This window comes from Buttiauxella sp. JUb87 (assembly GCF_004361975.1).
Lineage (GTDB): Bacteria > Pseudomonadota > Gammaproteobacteria > Enterobacterales > Enterobacteriaceae > Buttiauxella > Buttiauxella ferragutiae.
In genome coordinates, this window is sequence record NZ_SNVY01000004.1 from 225,088 (window position 1) to 241,739 (window position 16,652).

A 16,652-nucleotide genomic window follows, 5' to 3' on the forward strand; every position below is an offset into this window, starting at 1 on the left:
AGGACAGAATTATGTCGACCGATTCATCGCATGTGCCTGCCACAGTGCAGGGAAAAGGGGCGCTCGACCGCTATTTCAGTATTACGAAACGCGGCAGCAGCGTTCGCCAGGAAGTCCTCGCTGGCATTACCACATTTTTAGCCATGGTTTACTCCGTGATCGTGGTGCCAGGTATGTTAGGGAAAGCCGGATTTCCGCCCGGTGCCGTCTTTGTTGCAACCTGTCTGATAGCGGGCTTCGGCTCATTACTGATGGGGCTGTGGGCCAATTTACCGATGGCAATTGGCTGTGCTATTTCACTCACTGCCTTTACCGCCTTCAGCCTGGTGTTAGGGCAGCACATCAGCATTCCCGTGGCTTTAGGCGCGGTGTTCCTGATGGGGGTGCTGTTTACCGCCATTTCGGTAACCGGCGTGCGAACCTGGATATTGCGTAATTTGCCAATGGGGATCGCCCACGGTACCGGCATCGGGATTGGTCTGTTTTTGTTATTAATTGCCGCAAGTGGCGTGGGGCTGGTTATCAAGAACCCAATTGAAGGGTTGCCGGTAGCGCTCGGTGGCTTCACCACCTTCCCTGTCATCATGACGTTATTAGGTTTAGCCGTCATTTTGGGGCTGGAAAAACTGCGTGTCCCTGGGGGGATTTTACTGGTCATTATTGCCATTTCGATTATCGGCCTGATTTTCGACCCCAATGTGCAGTATCACGGACTGGTGGCGTTACCGAGTCTGAGCGGAGAAGACGGCAAATCACTTATTTTCAGCCTCGATATTATGGGCGCGTTACAGCCAATGGTGTTGCCAAGCGTACTGGCGCTGGTAATGACGGCAGTTTTTGATGCCACCGGGACAATACGTGCCGTTGCTGGCCAGGCGAATCTGCTGGATGAAAACAACCAAATTATCAATGGCGGCAAAGCGTTAACCGCCGACTCGGTGAGTTCGATTTTATCCGGCCTGGTCGGTGCGTCTCCTGCGGCGGTTTATATCGAATCCGCAGCGGGAACCGCGGCGGGTGGGAAAACGGGCTTAACCGCAGTGGTGGTCGGCGCACTGTTTTTAGTGGTGCTGTTCCTGTCGCCGCTGGCTTTCCTGATCCCCGGTTATGCCACCGCCCCAGCACTGATGTATGTCGGGTTATTGATGCTCAGCAACGTGGCAAAACTCGATTTCGATGACTTTGTGGATACGATGGCCGGCCTAGTGTGCGCGGTATTTATCGTGCTGACCTGCAATATTGTCACCGGCATTATGCTGGGTTTTGTGACACTGGTGGTGGGGCGTGTGTTCTCAAATGATTGGCGTCGGTTGAATATCGGCACAGTGCTGATTGCCCTGGTATTGGTCATTTTCTACGCGGGTGGTTGGGCGATTTGACGTAAGCAATACGGCCCGATAATCGGGCCGTATTGTTGGCTATTTCAACGAGAAATACACACTCTGCAAAGCCGCACTGCGGCGGCGTAGGGTGGCTTGTTGCTTCACCGAATGACTATCATTTTTCTCCAGCGCCGCGGTCGGGCATACCCTTACACATTCGGGGCCGCTTTGGTCCTGCTGGCAAAGATCACATTTCACGATTTGGATGTTTTTTTCAGGCGTCAGAGCTATATCGATGACGCCAAAGGGACAAGCCATCACACAGTTTTTACAGCCAATACACAACGACTCGTTGAGCTGCACACATCTCTCATCCTGCACCAGCGCACGCACCGGGCAAACCGCCACGCAAGGGGCATTCTCACACTGATGGCACATCACGGGCTGAGTGGATGAATGCAGTTTCATCACCTGTAACCTGGGGCGAAAATCGCTGTCACTGTGTGCCTGCCCACAGGCAATTTCGCAAGTGCGACACCCGATGCAGCGATCGGGGTTAACGTGAATAAACTGTGTCATCGCAACGGCTCCTGACTGTGTGAGCACTGAATGGGGGATGAATCACCCAACATCACCAGAATGTCCCGTGCCGCCTGCCGCCCGGCGACCATTGCCGTGACCACTAAATCAGCACCATGAACCGCATCACCGCCCGCGAATATTTTCGGGTGCTGCGTTTGAGTGGATAAGCGCCCCGCTTTACCGGTTTCAATCAGGCCGTATTTGTCGAAAGTGACCTGGTGAGTTTCCAGCCACGGCATCGCATGTGGCTGGAAACCAAAGGCCATCACCAGAACATCGGCGGGCAGTACAAACTCTGAGCCGACGACAGGCTGCGGACGCCGTCGTCCATCGCTGCCAGGTTCGCCCAAAAGCGTGCGAATCAGGCCAATTCCTGTCACCGCGCCATTGTCATTACGTTCAATGAATTGCGGCTGCGCATTGAAAAGGAACTCCACACCCTCTTCCCTGGCATTCACCACTTCTTTCTTTGAACCCGGCATGCTGGCTTCATCGCGACGATAAGCACAGGTCACGCTTGCCGCCCCCAGGCGTATCGCGGTGCGCAAGCAGTCCATCGCCGTATCACCGCCGCCAAGTACCACAACGTGTTTCCCAGCTAGCTCAATCCAGGGCGTGGCGGCATCATCAGCAAGGTTCATCACTCTGCGCGCACTAGCGGTCAGTAATGGTAGCGCCTGCACGACCCCCGGCGAGTCTTCGTGCTTCAGCCCGGCACGCATTAAATCGTAGGTGCCAACACCCAGAAATACCGCCTGATAGCTGGACAGCAATTCGCTAAAGGCGATGTCGCGCCCGATTTCGCAGTTGAGATGAAACTCGATGCCCATCGAATTGAAGATTTCGCGCCGCATGGCAAGCAACTGTTTATCAAGCTTGAAGGGAGGAATACCGAAGGTCAGCAGCCCGCCGATTTCAGGATAGCGGTCATAGACATCGACCTGAATACCACGGCGCGCCAGAATATCTGCACATCCTAATCCAGCCGGACCGGCACCAATAACCGCCACTCGCTCTTTGCGTGTTGCGATATCTGGCGACACTTTAGGCCACCAGCCCTGAGCCAGTGCGGTGTCCGTGATGTAACGTTCGATATTCCCGATAGCCACCGCGCCGCTGTGCGGTTTTAAGGTACAAGCCCCTTCACACAAGCGTTCTTGCGGGCAGACTCGCCCACAAATTTCAGGCAGTGAACTGCTTTGGTGGCTTAATTCCGCCGCTTCAATAATCTTACCTTCGGCAACCAAACGCAGCAGTTCAGGAATAGCGTTATGCAGCGGGCAAGTCCAGTTGCAGCGCGCTTTTTGCGCACAATGGATGCAGCGTTGGCTTTCATTAACCGCATGCAAAGAGGACAAGCCCTGATAAATCTCTTCGAAGTGCATTTTGCGTTGTATCGCCGGGAGTTTTTCAGCGCCATTGCGGGCGGGTTTGTCCAATAAACTCTGGCGACGAACCGGAGCCGACGCGCCACTGAGCGCCATTTTCTGCCGCCGCAGGCGTAAGTCGTTTAACTCACGGTCATCCATTAGTTTGAGTGCATCCGCAGGGCAATGGGCCACACAGGCGGGGTGACCGCTTTCACTCTGTTCACAGAGGTCACATTTTTGCGCCAGCCAGATAGCATCCTGGCCGGCATTCACCATTTCTATCGCCCCAAATGGGCAGGCCAGCACGCAGTTTTTACAGCCAATGCAGCGCGCTTCGTTCAGGTGAACCTGCTCGTTCCGGTAGGTTAATGCCCCCACCGGACAACTGGTGACACAAGGGGCATTGTTACAGTGATGGCAGGTGACCGTGACATGGTTTTGCTGGTGGGAAATAACTTCAATGCGTGGATGAAAAGCGGCAATAGACTCTGGCCAACTCTGTCGATTGTGAGCCACTGCGCAGGCAATTTCGCAGACGTGACAATCGATGCATTCTTGCGCATCTACAGCGATAAATTTATTCATTCGCATCCCTTTTTGAAAGCCAGAACTCACTTGCAGCAATGCAAAAACAGGGACAATTTGTTCAGCGTAAGCAGACTAAATCTAAATTTGTGAGCCACTGCAAAGAATGTTGCCCAAAATTGAGGTTATGCAAAGTTCCGGCCTGCTCGCCGCCGCTCAAAAGTGAGAGTGGGCTTATCAAACTGAGAAGATAAACCTCAAACTGATAAAACTCCCCAGACAAAATATTTTCCCCTTCGCTGTCAATACAATCAGTTACGTGATGTTTTTCACACTTCTTCAATCAATTTAGCGCAATGCATGGAACTGGCATCAGTTACGCATGCATTCCCTGAACTCATTTTTTGGAAAAACAGGATTGCCAATACCGCCGCCATTAAAGGAGATAGATATGGACAATAGTGCCTCTGAAATTTCACCCGCGACCACGCCAAATGAAGTCGACCGAATACTGCCGCCAGGGCAATTATTGATCCTCGGCCTTCAGCATGTGCTGGTGATGTATGCCGGGGCCGTAGCCGTACCACTGATGATTGGTGACCGTTTAGGGTTAAGCAAAGAAGTCATCTCTTTATTGATTAGCGCCGATCTGTTCTGTTGTGGCGTCGTCACGCTGATTCAGTGTCTGGGGGTCGGTAAATTTATGGGGATTCGCTTACCGGTGATTATGTCGGTGACCTTTGCGGCGGTCACGCCAATGGTGGCCATTGGCTCTAATCCCGAGATTGGCCTGACCGGTATTTTTGGCGCGACCATCGCCGCCGGGTTGATTACCACCCTGCTGGCGCCGGTAGTGGGCAGGTTAATGCCGCTGTTCCCCCCGCTGGTCACCGGGATTGTGATTACCTCGATTGGGCTGAGTATTATCCAGGTCGGTATCGACTGGGCGGCAGGTGGTGCGGGCAACCCGAATTACGGCGACCCCGTTTATATCTGCGTCGCCTCAGCCGTGTTGCTGTTTATCTTGCTGATTACCCGTTATGCCACAGGCTTTTTATCAAATGTCGCGGTGCTGCTGGGTATCGCTTTTGGTTTTGCGTTGGCTTACATGATGGGCGAAGTTAATTTGTCCGGGCTGGCTGATGCAAAATGGTTCGCCATCGTGACGCCAATGGCGCTGGGTACCCCGACGTTCGATCCCGTTGCCATCCTGACGCTGACCGCGGTGCTGATTATTGTCTTTATTGAGTCGATGGGGATGTTTCTGGCGCTCGGCGATATTGTCGGCCATAAATTAACCGAAAAAGATATTATCCGTGGTTTACGGGTTGATGGCGTGGGGACGGTGATTGGTGGTCTGTTTAACAGCTTCCCGCATACTTCGTTTTCGCAGAACGTCGGTCTGGTGAGCGTAACGCGGATCCATAGCCGTTGGGTGTGCGTGGCTGCGGGTTGTATTTTGATCTTGTTTGGCATGGTGCCGAAAATGGCCGTGTTTGTGGCGTCAATTCCACAATTTGTCTTAGGTGGTGCGGGGTTGGTGATGTTCGGGATGGTGTTGGCAACAGGGATTCGTATTCTGGCTCGCGCCAACTACTCAACCAATCGTTACAACCTTTATATCGTCGCCATCAGCTTAGGGATGGGGATGACACCCACGCTTTCTCACGGCTTCTTCGCACAATTTCCGGCAGCCTTACAGCCTTTGCTACACAGCGGGATCATGCTGGCAACCGCCTGCGCGGTGATTTTGAATCTCTTTTTTAATGGCTACCCAAAAGCGGAAAAGTCACAGGCTTAACAGGCAGGAAGCTTGTAGCGCTCAGAGTTGAGCGCTACAGCATGACTTACTTCAGACCCTGGAGGATCTTCATGGTGGCTTCAACATCAATTTCATCTTCGGAGAAGATTAATGTTGAGCCCTGGAAGGTGGTCACCGCCAGTTTCTTCAGCGTACGCATTTCGCCCGGCTTAGGTTCTGCTTTCGGGCGAATGCTGTTCATCAGCGCGCCAACAGACAGCACCGCGTTCTCTTTATCAATCTTGGTTTCGGCTGGCACTTCTTCGCTGTAAACCAGGAAGGATTTAATCGCCGTGATTTTGATGCGCTCGCCAGCAATAAAGATGTATTTGCTGTCTGGCTCAACTTTCACCGAAAAAGCTGATAAGCCTTTGTTGTTGGTGGTTGGCTCAAAAGTCACCGAGGCATCTTTCTTAATCAGCTCAGGGTTGGCGACCTTAATCACATGAAAATAACGATTGTCACCGTTTTCATCTTTGATAAAACCGAAACCTTTATCTTCAAACCAGGTTGTGATTACTCCGTGCATCGCTATTACCGCCTAATTAATCGTTCAATATGTCAAATTTTTGCAGCGCGCAGTTTAATGCAGAACGCGCCTGGTACCTAGTCTGTTTGCTAAATGGTGCGGCGGGCAAAGTCCTTCACCCTGAAGCCCAGCACCATCAGTGTTGCGAAATACGCCGCAATCCCGGCAACCACTACAGCCATCAGGCGCAGCAAGCGGTAAGGCATGGAGCCAAGATCCCAGGCTGGCATCACGTGCATCATGCCGAACAACACCGCCGCCATCACAACCACACCGGCAAACAAACGCCACAAGAACGCCCACCAGCCCGGCTGAGGCTGGAAAATATCCTGTTTACGCAGTTGCCAGTATAGCAGGCTGGCATTCAGGCAAGCCCCCAGACCAATCGACAACGACAGCCCGGCGTGTTTGAGCGGGCCGATAAACGCGAGGTTCATCACCTGAGTCAGAATCAGTGTGACGATGGCAATTTTGACCGGTGTCTTGATGTCCTGGCGCGAATAGAAACCCGGAGCCAGCACTTTCACCACAATCAGCCCCATCAAACCGACGGAATAGGCCACCAGCGCACGTTGCGTCATCGCGGCATCAAAAGCGGTGAATTTACCGTACTGGAACAGTGAAACGGTGAGCGGTTTTGCCAGAATCCCCAGTGCCACCGCGCTTGGCAACGCCAGCAGAAAACATAAACGCAACCCCCAGTCCATCAGGCGCGAGTATTCGTCATGGTTGCCACTGGCAAAGCTCTTCGCCAGCGAAGGCAGCAAAATAGTGCCTAGCGCCACGCCTAACACGCCGGATGGAAATTCCATTAAACGGTCAGCGTAGTACATCCAGGAAACCGAGCCTGAGGCGAGGAACGAGGCGAAAATGGTGTTGATAATCAAAGAAATCTGGCTAACGGAAACACCGAGAATTGCCGGTCCCATCTGTTTGATAACGCGCATCGCACCGGCATCTTTCAGATTGACGCGCGGCAAAACCAGCATGCCAATCTTTTTCAGATGCGGTAACTGATACGCCAGTTGCAACACGCCGCCCACGGTCACCGCCCAGGCCAGCGCCAGAATCGGTGGGTTAAAGTACGGTGCCGCAAACAGCGCAAAGCCAATCATGCTGAGGTTCAGGAAGGTCGGCGCAAAAGCAGGAACGGAGAAACGGTTCCAGGTATTAAGAATCGCCCCGCATAACGAAGCCAGCGAGATCAGGAAAATATACGGGAAGGTTATCCGCAACAGGCTGGAAGTCAGGTTGAATTTATCTGCGGTATCGGCAAAGCCAGGCGCGGTGACCATAATCACCCACGGTGCCGCTATCATGCCGATAACGGTGACTACCGCCAGTGCCAGCGTGAGTAGCCCGGAAACATACGAGACAAACACGCGGGTGGCATCTTCGCCCTGCTTACTTTTGTACTCGGCAAGAATCGGCACAAACGCCTGCGAAAATGCCCCTTCGGCAAAAATACGACGCAACAAGTTGGGAAGTTTGAATGCCACGAAAAAGGCATCCGTCGCCATCCCTGCCCCAAAAACCCTTGCCACAATGGCGTCGCGCGCAAATCCGAGCACGCGAGAAAACATGGTCATCGAGCTGACGGCTGCCAGCGATTTTAATAGATTCATTATTATGTGGTTCCACAAACATCAACGCCTGCAAGGCAGGCGCTCAGCGCGTAAACAAAAAAGGAAAAAGCGTGGTTTTTCCTTCTTTGTGGTTATCAGCCGAAAATCAATAAATCGATTTTCCTTGTTTATTTATTTGGTGACATATGTTCGCTTTGCGAAAGAATGAGGTTTGTCATCAAACATCAACGCCTGCAAGGCAGGCGTTGGGATAACAGCAATGACGTCCAATTCATGTCGGATGTCGCTACGCTAATCCGACCTACGAAAGCCCCGCTAGTCTACCTATACACAGACGAAATACTACCGTGTTATTCACTCATGGCATCGCGCCACAGTTTCTCAACCACACGCTGGGCTATCAATGCTTGCTCGCCTGCAGTTTCAGGAACTGTCTGATTTGCCACACAATCGAGGAAATGACGGGCACAACCGACAAAACCGCGTTGTTCGAGCGTGGTTTGCCAGCCGGGAATGGGACGATTGACCACCCCATTGCCGCACTCTTCACGCCATTCGCGCATATCGGTCACATCATATAAGCCGCCATCTGTCACCGCTTGTACCGACTCGCGTTGGCTACCGGCACGGCGGTGCATACTGGTGGTGATTTGCAGGTTGCCACTGGCAAAGTGGTGCTCAGCAAACAGCATGTGGCCGTGATCGTTGGTCAGCAATGTTCCGCTTTGTAACTGTGCTTCGCCCCCCCCCAACCACAACGCGGTATCAACAACATGCAGATAATCATCAAGCAAGGTAAAGCGCAGGTCATTTGGCCCGACGCTGTCAGTGCGATGTTTGTCCATCCGCAACGAGGCGCCGTTCGCCAGTTTCGTTTTCAGGTCACGATACAGCGGAGAAAAACGGCGGTTAAAACCGACCATCAAGGTGCGTTTTTTCTGCTGTGCCAGTTCCACTAAACGCTCCGCATCAGCAAGATTTTCTGCCAGTGGTTTATCCACACAGACATTGACGCCAGCCTGTAACAGTTCGCTGACTACCGCGTAGTGGCTGCCGGTGGCGCTGTGGACAAAGACCGCATCGCACTGCGCTGCTAGTTCGGCAATAGATGAAACATAAGGGATACGGTAGGCATCGCAAACCGGTTGGGCTTTGGCGCGGGTTGGGGAAAAAGCACCTTGCACAATCCAGTCATTAGAGGCTCCTAATACTGGCAACCACGCCTTTTGCGCGATGCCGCCCAAACCCACCACGCCGACGCGAAGTTTAGTCATCAATTAATCCCCAAGATGTGCCAACAGCGAGTCAAGACGTTGCTTGAGTTCAGCGACTTCGCTTTCAAGTTGTTCCACGCGGGCAGTTAAATCATCCGTTGGTGCCGTCGCACTTTCGGCGAGGTTGGCTGGTGATGAATCAACTTCGCCACAGAACAAGTGCATATAGCGGCTTTCACGTTTGCCCGGTTCACGTGGCAAACGCACCACAAATGGGCCATCTTCACGGTTGGCAAGGTTTTCAAGCGTCGCTTCAACTTGCGCCATATCGCTGAATTCAAACATACGCGCGGCGCGAGAACGTAATTCACCCGGTGTCTGGGCGCCACGTAACAACAAGTTGGTGACGACCGCCACTTCCGCCGCCGAGAGTTTCAGATTGCCAAATTCGGAATTGCAGAAGCGCTGCTCGTACTTCGTCACGCGATTACCGAAACCGCTAAGAGTGCGCAAAAAGTGGCGCTTGACCAGAGTATCCAGCGTTTCTTGCACATCATGTTCTTTCAGATCCATCACCGGTTCGCGGTTGGTTTTCTGATTACACGCCGTCACGACGCCGTTGACGGACATCGGATATTGTTCAGGCGTGGTCACCTGTTTTTCCAGCAGGCTACCCACCACACGCGCTTCAACCGCAGTTAACTGATATTTCATTTCTCGTCCTTAACGGCCAGGGGTCCATTCTTTGGTGGTGAGCGCAGTCAAAACATGATCGCGCCAGACACCATCAATCAATAAATATTCTTTGGCATAGCCTTCTTTTTCAAAACCAAGGCGGGCGAGGAGATCGCCGCTGCGCTGGTTATGCGGCATGTAGTTCGCCATGATGCGGTGGATATGCTGGCTGCGCTGCATGTAACGAATCGCGGTGGTCAGCGCTTCAAACATCAGACCTTGCCCCTGCCATTTTTCACCCAACGAGTACCCCAGATAACAGGCATGAAATGAGCCGCGCACCACATTTGAAAAATTGGCGACGCCGCGAATCTCTTTCTCGTCAGGGTCGAGCAGCGCAAAGTAATAGGCGCTACCCTGTTTATGCATTTCGCTGATCATGCCCAGACGTGCTTGCCAGCCAGAAGGAAAGCAGTGGCTGTCATCTCGAATCGGTTCCCAGGGTTTCAGGAACTGACGGTTTTCGGCGTAATAATCTGCCAGACGCCAGGCATCTCGCTCATACACCAGACGCACCACCTGGCGGTCGGTTGATAAGCGTACTTTCGGCACGTTACTGCGGTAGCCAAACATGTTCACCCCTGCTCCTCACATCCCATATTTTCTTAGGCAACGTATTTACTATACCTGCGGCTGGCTGCGGAAGGAAAACAACAGCATGCAGATTTTTCACCTGCGCAAACTTTTTCGATTAAAGAGTTCAATCGAAGCCTCAGATTGATGAAAAAATATTGTCATATGCCTGGCTGTCAAAAACTCAAATAGCAGTAGAGAATAGAAGTTCATCACACTTTTAATATTCCCAGGAGGGGAGATGTCACGGGTAGCGCAGGCCAGGAGCCTGGGTAAATACTTCTTATTGCTCGATAACATGTTAGTGGTATTAGGCTTCTTCGTGGTTTTCCCTCTTATTTCCATTCGCTTCGTTGACCAAATGGGTTGGGCAGCGCTAATGGTCGGTATTGCGCTCGGCCTGCGTCAGCTCACCCAGCAAGGGCTGGGGATTTTCGGTGGCGCCATCGCTGACCGGCTGGGCGCTAAACCGATGATTGTCACCGGCATGCTGCTGCGAGCCGTCGGTTTTGCGCTGATGGGTATCGCCCATGAACCCTGGGTGTTGTGGCTATCGTGTTTTATTTCCGCTATCGGCGGCACGTTATTCGACCCGCCGCGTGCCGCGCTGGTGGTTAAACTCGTACGCCCACATCAACGAGGGCGTTTCTTCTCAATTCTGATGATGCAAGACAGCGCGGGGGCGGTTATTGGTGCGCTACTCGGGAGTTGGCTGCTGCAATATGATTTCCGCCTGGTGTGTGCTGTTGGCGCGGTGATGTTTGTGATTTGCGCTTTCGTCAACGCCTGGTTGCTACCTGCCTATAAACTTTCCACCATCCGCACGCCGATGCTTGAAGGGATGGGACGCGTGCTGCGCGATAAACGCTTCATCACTTATGTGTTAACGCTGGCCGGATATTACATGCTGGCGGTGCAGGTGATGTTGATGCTGCCGATTATGGTCAACGAAATTGCCGGCACACCTGCCGCCGTGAAGTGGATGTATGCCATTGAAGCCGCACTCTCGTTAACGCTGCTGTACCCGATTGCGCGCTGGAGCGAAAAACGCTTCCGTCTGGAGCAGCGCCTGATGGCAGGTTTATTCTTAATGTCGCTGGCCATGCTGCCGATTGGCCTTGCCAATAATCTTCAGCAACTGTTCACGCTAATTTGTGTGTTTTATGTCGGTTCAATCATTGCTGAACCGGCCAGGGAAACGCTGAGTGCATCCCTTGCTGATTCCCGTGCTCGCGGCAGTTACATGGGTTTTAGCCGTCTGGGTCTGGCCATTGGTGGGGCATTTGGTTACGCCGGTGGCGGCTGGTTGTTTGATGCCGGGAAAAGTATCAACCAGCCATCGCTTCCGTGGGTAATGTTAGGGATTATTGGCTTCATCACGCTTATCGCGCTGTGGTGGCAATTCAGCACGAAACCTATTGAACCCTCGATGCTCGAACCCGGTAACTAGTTTGCGGCACTCACTTTTCTCCCCCATACTCAATAGTTAACCAACCTGGTTCGCTGATAAATATGGAGGAGAAACGTGAAGCTTTATATCTACGATCACTGCCCTTTCTGCCTTAAGGCACGCATGATTTTTGGTTTAAAGAACATCCCCATTGAGTTGAAAGTCCTGCTCAATGACGATGAAGCCACTCCGACCAAAATGATTGGTAAGAAGATGGCGCCGATCCTGCAAAAAGACGATAGCCGCTATATGCCAGAAAGCATGGATATCGTGCATTACGTCGATAAACTGGATGGCGAACCGCTTCTGACTGGCGCAACCAACGCCGCAATTAGCGACTGGTTACGCCACGTGAATAGCTATGTGCAGCAGTTGTTGATTCCGCGCATGGCGAAAGCACCTTTTGATGAGTTTGCCACGCCACAAGCACGTGCTTATTTCGTCAACAAAAAGGAAGCGATGATCGGCTCGTTTGCCGACCTCCTTCACCATTCGCCAGGGCTAATCAAAAAAATCTCTGATGATTTACGCAAGCTCGATAAGCTGATTGTGCAGCCGAATGCGGTAAACGGTGAGCTGTCTGACGACGATATTCATCTGTTCCCACTGCTGCGTAACCTGACTCTGGTCGCGGGTATTGAGTGGCCAAGCCGTGTTGCGGCGTATCGCGATAATATGGCTAAACAGACACAAATTAATCTGCTGTCGTCCCACGCGGTTTAAATACACTTATTAATTCGAGTTACCAGCCCCAGGAGCTTACTCAAGTATGTGACTGGGGTGAGTAAACGCAGCCAACTCTGATGTCGCTCGAAGTATGACGGCTATTTCGGTTTTTTCCGGTGGCGTAGCCCGCCCTGGGACATCATAATGCTTTATGTCAGGATCTGTGTTCTATGCAGCATGTTAAGGAATTCCATGAAAAAGATTGTTTTCGCCGCAGCGCTAATGCTCAGCGGGTTAGTGGTGGGTTGCAATCAGTTAACGCAATACACGGTCAGCGAACAGGAAATAAACCAGGCGCTGCATAAACGTAATAACTTCTCTAAAGATATTGGCCTGCCAGGCGTTGCCGATGCCCATATTGTTTTAACCAATTTAAGCAGTGCGATTGGCCGTGAAGAGCCGAATAAAGTGACGTTGACTGGCGATGCCAATCTGGATATGTCGTCGCTGTTTGGTAATCAAAAAGCCACTATCAAGCTCAAACTCAAAGCATTGCCGGTGTTCAATAAAGAACAAGGCGCGATTTATTTGCAAGAAATGGAAGTGGTAAACGCGACGGTCGAACCTGAAAAAATGCAGACCATTGTCCAGACCCTGATTCCTTATCTGAATCAGTCATTGCGTAATTACTTCAATCAACAACCGGCTTATGTGCTGGGCGAAGACCGCAGTACTGGTGAGAACCTGGCGAAAAGATACGCCAAGGGACTTGAGGTTAAACCGGGCCAACTCATTATCCCATTTACTGATTAACCCGTTTTTCCTGGTCGGGGGCAACATTCCCCCGACAAAATCTCGATGAAAATGGTGCAAAGCGAAACGTTTGCGCTTATCCTTGCTCTCCGGCACAAATCATCGTTTTTTCCTTCCTACGCCGGAGCAATTTCATGACCGTATTACCCCAGGTATTAAAAATTCGCCGCCCTGATGACTGGCATGTTCACCTACGTGACGGTGAAATGTTAAAAACGGTGGTGCCTTATACCAGCGAAACTTATGGTCGCGCGATTGTGATGCCAAACCTGGTTCCCCCAGTGACAACGGTTGAAGCCGCCATTGCTTATCGCCAGCGTATTCTTGATGCTGTACCGCAAGGCCATAAATTTGAACCGCTGATGACCTGCTACCTGACCGATTCTCTTGACCCGAATGAAGTTGAGCGCGGGTTTAACGAAGGCGTGTTTACCGCAGCAAAACTCTACCCAGCCAATGCGACCACCAACTCAAGCCACGGTGTTACCAGCACTGCCGCGATTAAAACGGTGCTTGAGCGCATGCAGAAAATTGGCATGCCGCTGCTTATCCACGGCGAAGTGACTCACGCTGATATTGATATTTTTGACCGTGAAGCGCGCTTTATCGAAACCGTTATGGAACCTTTGCGCCAACAATTCCCGGAACTGAAAGTGGTGTTTGAACACATCACTACCAAAGATGCGGCGCAGTATGTGAAGGAAGGAAACTCCCTGCTGGCGGCAACCATTACCCCGCAACACCTGATGTTTAACCGTAACCATATGCTGGTCGGTGGTGTGCGCCCTCACCTGTATTGCCTGCCAATTCTGAAACGCAGCATTCATCAGGAAGCGTTGCGTGAGCTGGTTGCCAGCGGATGTGACCGCGTATTCCTCGGTACAGATTCCGCGCCTCATGCGCGTCATCGTAAAGAGGCCAGTTGTGGTTGCGCAGGTTGCTTTAACGCGCCTTCTGCTCTTGGCGCTTACGCGACGGTGTTTGAAGAGTTGAATGCGTTGCAGCACTTTGAAGCCTTCACTTCACTGAATGGCCCACGTTTCTACGGCCTGCCTGTGAATGAAGAATCCATTGAACTGGTGCGTACTCCAGTGCACATGCCGGAACTCATCGAAACGTCCGATGACAGCATTGTGCCGTTCCTCGCCGGTGAGCAAGTGGCCTGGTCAGTAAAAGCATAATTTTTCATGCCCCCTGTTGCATAACCCAGAATATGACTGTATAAATATCCAGTATATTATACAGGGGGCTGTTATGCGTATTGAAGTCACTATTGCTAAAACTACATCTCTGCCGCCAGGCGCTATTGATGCGCTTGCTACTGAACTCTCACGCCGAATTACTCAACACTATCCTGAAGACTCAAATCACGTTCAGGTGCGTTACGCTGCTGCTAATAACCTTTCGGTGTTAGGGGCCAGCAAAGAAGATCGCGATCGTATTAGCGAAATATTGCAAGAGACCTGGGAAAGCGCTGACGACTGGTTTTCTGCGGATTAAAACTCATCATGGAAGGTGGCAGGCTGCTTGAGCCGCTGCTTATTTCAAATATAAGTTTCCCTCGTTATTTTTATGCCGGGTGTCGCCATCCGGTTTTTTTTATCGTTTAAAAATCACACTGCAAATAATTCCCTCCTGACACTGATTACTTAGAATCTTCTGATATTCATCAAGCACAACCTGCGGTTTTATTGAGCAACTAAGCACCTTTATGTAAAAAAAGTGTTGCGGGGTATTTATTTATCCGTCGAAATAGCTTAATCATTGATATACTTAACTGGCTTCACATTTAAAAAGAAACAAGAAACAAGAAACAAGAAACAAGAAACAAGCATTAAACCTCGCGAACCGTTGTCTTAAACACACGTATAAAAGGGGTTATGATGGAAAAAAATAGTGATGTTATCCAAACCCATCCCCTTGTTGGATGGGACATCAGCACCGTAGATAGTTACGACGCGCTGATGCTTCGCCTGCACTACCTGACCTCAAATACGCAAAAGCACGACGAAACTGAAATCGGTCAAACTTTATGGCTGACCACGGATGTTGCCCGGCAATTTATTTCTATTCTTGAAGCCGGCATTGCTAAGATTGAATCCAGTGATTACCAGGTAAGCGATTATCGTAAGCATTGATTATTGATGCTGCCCAAATAACGCACAAGGCACCGTAGAGGTGCCTTTTTTATTATTCCTCTTTCGCTCAATTGCCAGGCGACGGAGAATTAATTACCCTGCTATATAATTCATTTTTGCCAAAGAGAAGAGAAAAGCACCATGCATTATGACCTTATCATCGTCGGTAGCGGTTCTGTCGGCGCAGCAGCCGGGTGCTATGCCACTCACTCCGGCTTGAATGTGCTGATGATCGATAGTTGCCATCCCCCTCACCAACAAGGCAGCCATCATGGCGATACACGCCTGATGCGTCACGCCTACGGCGAAGGGGAAAAATATGTCCCGCTGGTATTGCGTGCGCAGGCACTCTGGGATGCGTTACAGGAAATAAGCGGCGAGAAAGTGTTTCACCGTACCGGCGTGATTAATCTCGGTCCGGCAGATTCAACGTTTATCTCAACCGTGCAACGCAGTGCGCAAAACTGGTCGCTGCCGCTTGAAACGCTGAGTGCTGAAGCAGTCATGGCGCGCTGGCCGCAGATAACCGTTCCAGAAAACTATGTTGGTTTGTTTGAGCCAGACTCCGGTGTGCTTCGCAGCGAGCTGGCGGTGGAGACCTATATTCGACTGGCCAATCAGGGCGGTTGCGCTCAACTGTTCAATTGCCCGGTGACTGATATTCGTCATACCGCTGAAGGGGTGGTTGTCGGTACGCCAGAAGGTGAATTCACCGCGAGTAAATTGTTAGTCAGTGCAGGAACATGGGTCACTAAATTGCTACCGGAACTGCCCGTCACGCCAGTGCGCAAAATCTTTAGCTGGCATCAGGCCGATGGCCGCTACAGTGAAAAAAACCACTTCCCTGCTTTTACCGCCGAACTACCTGATGGTAGCCAGTATTACGGTTTCCCCGCGGGCGAGGATAACGAGCTCAAGCTGGGCAAACATGATGGTGGTCAGGTGATTAGTGAACCCGGTCAGCGCAAACCGTTTGGTGCAATCGCCACGGATGGAAGTGAAGTATTTAGCTTCTTGCGCCAGATAATGCCAGGTGTGGGCGTGTGTATGCACGGCGCGGCCTGCACCTACGATATGTCACCGGATGAAGATTTTATTATTGATACCCTGCCGGGTCATGACAACACGCTGGTGATTACCGGCTTGAGCGGACACGGATTTAAATTCGCTTCAGTGCTGGGGGAAATTGCCTGCCAGTTCGCTCTGGGCAAAGAGTCAACTTTCGACCTGACACCGTTCTCGCTTGCGCGTTTTAAGTAGCGATCGAGGCGGAATAAAATGTTGTAGGGTGGATAAGCGGCACGCGCCATCCACCATTTTCGCCTGTATTCACAGATGAAAACGTCGG

At 51.5% G+C, this 16,652-nt stretch carries 15 protein-coding genes and 1 pseudogene; 9 read left to right on the forward strand and 7 right to left on the reverse strand.

Translation table 11 applies throughout. The features are described from left to right. Positions 1–11 precede the first annotated feature (11 nt). The gene (locus EC843_RS16925) at positions 12–1,379 is read left to right on the forward strand and encodes an NCS2 family permease (protein ID WP_133522677.1); all 1,368 of its coding nucleotides are present in this window, start codon (positions 12–14) and stop codon (positions 1,377–1,379) included. Between the two features lie 39 nt (positions 1,380–1,418). Here the strand turns inward: EC843_RS16925 and EC843_RS16930 are convergent, their stop codons facing one another. Both EC843_RS16930 and EC843_RS16935 read right to left on the reverse strand, forming a co-directional pair. After that, positions 1,419–1,901, reverse strand: a complete 483-nt coding sequence (locus EC843_RS16930) for a 4Fe-4S dicluster domain-containing protein (RefSeq protein ID WP_133522678.1) — start codon at positions 1,899–1,901, stop codon at positions 1,419–1,421. Beyond that, entirely contained in the window at positions 1,898–3,859 is a 1,962-nt protein-coding gene (locus EC843_RS16935) for an FAD-dependent oxidoreductase (protein ID WP_133522679.1), read from the reverse strand. The genes EC843_RS16930 and EC843_RS16935 overlap by 4 nt, the downstream gene beginning before the upstream one ends. A 391-nt stretch (positions 3,860–4,250) precedes the next feature. On the opposite strand from EC843_RS16935, the pseudogene EC843_RS16940 reads away from it, so the two are divergent. Beyond that, positions 4,251–5,573: pseudogene (locus tag EC843_RS16940) on the forward strand (nucleobase:cation symporter-2 family protein); the annotation flags it as partial. Positions 5,574–5,646: 73 nt separating this feature from the next. Here EC843_RS16940 and EC843_RS16945 read toward each other — a convergent pair. From EC843_RS16945 to rimJ, 5 genes are all read right to left on the reverse strand, one after another. Beyond that, positions 5,647–6,135, reverse strand: coding sequence for a cold shock domain-containing protein (locus EC843_RS16945; RefSeq protein WP_074388587.1), 489 nt, complete (start codon positions 6,133–6,135; stop codon positions 5,647–5,649). Positions 6,136–6,218: 83 nt separating this feature from the next. Further along, a complete protein-coding gene (murJ, locus tag EC843_RS16950; RefSeq protein WP_064547892.1) occupies positions 6,219–7,754 on the reverse strand; it encodes a murein biosynthesis integral membrane protein MurJ in 1,536 nt (511 codons plus the stop codon). A gap of 311 nt (positions 7,755–8,065) precedes the next feature. Next, the gene (locus EC843_RS16955) at positions 8,066–8,989 is read right to left on the reverse strand and encodes a Gfo/Idh/MocA family oxidoreductase (protein ID WP_133522681.1); all 924 of its coding nucleotides are present in this window, start codon (positions 8,987–8,989) and stop codon (positions 8,066–8,068) included. A gap of 3 nt (positions 8,990–8,992) precedes the next feature. Further along, positions 8,993–9,643 (reverse strand): YceH family protein, encoded by a 651-nt coding sequence (locus EC843_RS16960; protein WP_064547896.1) that lies wholly within the window; start codon positions 9,641–9,643, stop codon positions 8,993–8,995. Between the two features lie 9 nt (positions 9,644–9,652). Further along, positions 9,653–10,237 (reverse strand): ribosomal protein S5-alanine N-acetyltransferase, encoded by a 585-nt coding sequence (gene rimJ, locus EC843_RS16965; RefSeq protein WP_064547898.1) that lies wholly within the window; start codon positions 10,235–10,237, stop codon positions 9,653–9,655. 241 nt (positions 10,238–10,478) lie between these two features. Between rimJ and mdtH the strand changes: the two genes are divergently transcribed. The 7 genes from mdtH to solA all read left to right on the forward strand — a co-directional run bounded on the left by mdtH (position 10,479) and on the right by solA (position 16,564). Then, entirely contained in the window at positions 10,479–11,687 is a 1,209-nt protein-coding gene (mdtH, locus tag EC843_RS16970) for a multidrug efflux MFS transporter MdtH (RefSeq protein ID WP_121813895.1), read from the forward strand. Between the two features lie 75 nt (positions 11,688–11,762). Then, a complete protein-coding gene (gene grxB / locus EC843_RS16975; RefSeq protein ID WP_064547902.1) occupies positions 11,763–12,410 on the forward strand; it encodes a glutaredoxin 2 in 648 nt (215 codons plus the stop codon). A gap of 195 nt (positions 12,411–12,605) precedes the next feature. Continuing rightward, positions 12,606–13,166, forward strand: a complete 561-nt coding sequence (locus tag EC843_RS16980) for a lipoprotein (RefSeq protein WP_064547904.1) — start codon at positions 12,606–12,608, stop codon at positions 13,164–13,166. Between the two features lie 134 nt (positions 13,167–13,300). Beyond that, positions 13,301–14,347: a dihydroorotase gene (pyrC, locus tag EC843_RS16985; protein WP_064547907.1), complete on the forward strand. Its 1,047-nt coding sequence runs from the start codon at positions 13,301–13,303 to the stop codon at positions 14,345–14,347. Positions 14,348–14,420: 73 nt separating this feature from the next. Beyond that, a complete protein-coding gene (gene dinI / locus EC843_RS16990; protein WP_064547909.1) occupies positions 14,421–14,666 on the forward strand; it encodes a DNA damage-inducible protein I in 246 nt (81 codons plus the stop codon). A 383-nt stretch (positions 14,667–15,049) separates the two neighbouring features. Continuing rightward, positions 15,050–15,304 (forward strand): biofilm formation regulator BssS, encoded by a 255-nt coding sequence (gene bssS / locus EC843_RS16995; RefSeq protein ID WP_064547911.1) that lies wholly within the window; start codon positions 15,050–15,052, stop codon positions 15,302–15,304. 141 nt (positions 15,305–15,445) lie between these two features. Continuing rightward, positions 15,446–16,564, forward strand: a complete 1,119-nt coding sequence (gene solA, locus EC843_RS17000; RefSeq protein ID WP_133522682.1) for an N-methyl-L-tryptophan oxidase — start codon at positions 15,446–15,448, stop codon at positions 16,562–16,564. Positions 16,565–16,652 lie beyond the last annotated feature (88 nt).

Excerpts from the sequence above, each read along its gene's own strand:
- EC843_RS16930 (WP_133522678.1), bottom strand. The coding sequence starts at position 1,901 with ATGACACAGTTTATTCACGTTAACCCCGATCGCTGCATCGGGTGTCGC.
- murJ (WP_064547892.1), bottom strand. The coding sequence starts at position 7,754 with ATGAATCTATTAAAATCGCTGGCAGCCGTCAGCTCGATGACCATGTTT.
- pyrC (WP_064547907.1), top strand. The coding sequence starts at position 13,301 with ATGACCGTATTACCCCAGGTATTAAAAATTCGCCGCCCTGATGACTGG.
- EC843_RS16960 (WP_064547896.1), bottom strand. The coding sequence starts at position 9,643 with ATGAAATATCAGTTAACTGCGGTTGAAGCGCGTGTGGTGGGTAGCCTG.
- solA (WP_133522682.1), top strand. The coding sequence starts at position 15,446 with ATGCATTATGACCTTATCATCGTCGGTAGCGGTTCTGTCGGCGCAGCA.
- EC843_RS16955 (WP_133522681.1), bottom strand. The coding sequence starts at position 8,989 with ATGACTAAACTTCGCGTCGGCGTGGTGGGTTTGGGCGGCATCGCGCAA.
- EC843_RS16980 (WP_064547904.1), top strand. The coding sequence starts at position 12,606 with ATGAAAAAGATTGTTTTCGCCGCAGCGCTAATGCTCAGCGGGTTAGTG.
- dinI (WP_064547909.1), top strand. The coding sequence starts at position 14,421 with ATGCGTATTGAAGTCACTATTGCTAAAACTACATCTCTGCCGCCAGGC.
- mdtH (WP_121813895.1), top strand. The coding sequence starts at position 10,479 with ATGTCACGGGTAGCGCAGGCCAGGAGCCTGGGTAAATACTTCTTATTG.
- EC843_RS16935 (WP_133522679.1), bottom strand. The coding sequence starts at position 3,859 with ATGAATAAATTTATCGCTGTAGATGCGCAAGAATGCATCGATTGTCAC.
- EC843_RS16925 (WP_133522677.1), top strand. The coding sequence starts at position 12 with ATGTCGACCGATTCATCGCATGTGCCTGCCACAGTGCAGGGAAAAGGG.
- rimJ (WP_064547898.1), bottom strand. The coding sequence starts at position 10,237 with ATGTTTGGCTACCGCAGTAACGTGCCGAAAGTACGCTTATCAACCGAC.
- bssS (WP_064547911.1), top strand. The coding sequence starts at position 15,050 with ATGGAAAAAAATAGTGATGTTATCCAAACCCATCCCCTTGTTGGATGG.